The organism is Pectobacterium brasiliense, from assembly GCF_013449685.1.
Lineage (GTDB): Bacteria > Pseudomonadota > Gammaproteobacteria > Enterobacterales > Enterobacteriaceae > Pectobacterium > Pectobacterium brasiliense_A.
On the sequence record NZ_JACDSF010000098.1, the window covers coordinates 1 to 1,162 of the forward strand.

General features: G+C 53.1%; 1 protein-coding gene. It reads right to left on the reverse strand.

The genetic code is table 11. The features are described 5' to 3' along the window. Window positions 1-10: 10 nt before the first annotated feature. Window positions 11-1,162: elongation factor Tu (gene tuf / locus H0248_RS21330; protein WP_116156707.1), on the reverse strand; the 1,152-nt coding region annotated here is incomplete at its 5' end.

Here is a 1,162-nt window from a genome sequence, read left to right on the forward strand (position 1 = left end):
TTATCAGCGATTAAGCGATAACTTTAGCAACAACGCCCGCGCCTACTGTACGGCCGCCTTCACGGATTGCGAAACGCAAACCATCATCCATCGCGATTGGGTGGATCAGGGTAACAACCATTTTGATGTTGTCGCCCGGCATTACCATCTCTACGCCTTCTGGCAGTTCGATGGTGCCCGTCACGTCAGTGGTACGGAAGTAGAACTGAGGACGGTAGCCTTTGAAGAACGGAGTATGACGGCCGCCTTCATCTTTGCTCAGGATATACACTTCGGATTCGAACTGAGTGTGCGGCTTGATTGAACCCGGCTTAGCCAGTACCTGGCCACGCTCGATTTCTTCACGCTTGATACCACGCAGCAGAACACCAACGTTCTCGCCTGCACGACCTTCGTCCAGCAGTTTGCGGAACATTTCTACGCCAGTACAGGTAGATTTCGCCGTATCTTTGATACCAACGATTTCAACTTCTTCACCCACTTTAACGATACCGCGCTCTACACGACCGGTAACAACGGTACCACGACCGGAGATGGAGAATACGTCTTCGATTGGCAGCAGGAACGGCTTGTCAATCGCACGCTCTGGTTCTGGAATATAAGAATCCAGGTAGCCTGCCAGTTCGATGATTTTTGCTTCCCACTCAGCGTCGCCTTCCAGCGCTTTCAGAGCTGAACCACGAACCACTGGGGTGTCGTCGCCTGGGAAGTCGTACTGAGACAACAGCTCACGCACTTCCATCTCAACCAGTTCCAGCAGCTCTTCGTCATCAACCATGTCACATTTGTTCAGGAACACGATGATGAAAGGAACGCCAACCTGACGACCCAGCAGGATGTGCTCACGGGTCTGAGGCATTGGGCCGTCAGTCGCAGCAACAACCAGGATCGCGCCGTCCATCTGAGCAGCACCGGTGATCATGTTTTTCACATAGTCGGCGTGTCCTGGGCAGTCAACGTGCGCGTAGTGGCGAGACGGGGTATCGTACTCAACGTGAGACGTGTTGATGGTGATACCACGTGCTTTTTCTTCTGGCGCGTTATCGATCTGGTCGAATGCACGCGCGTTACCACCGTAGGTTTTAGCCAGAACGGTAGTGATTGCAGCGGTCAGCGTTGTTTTACCATGGTCAACGTGGCCGATAGTACCGACGTTAACGTG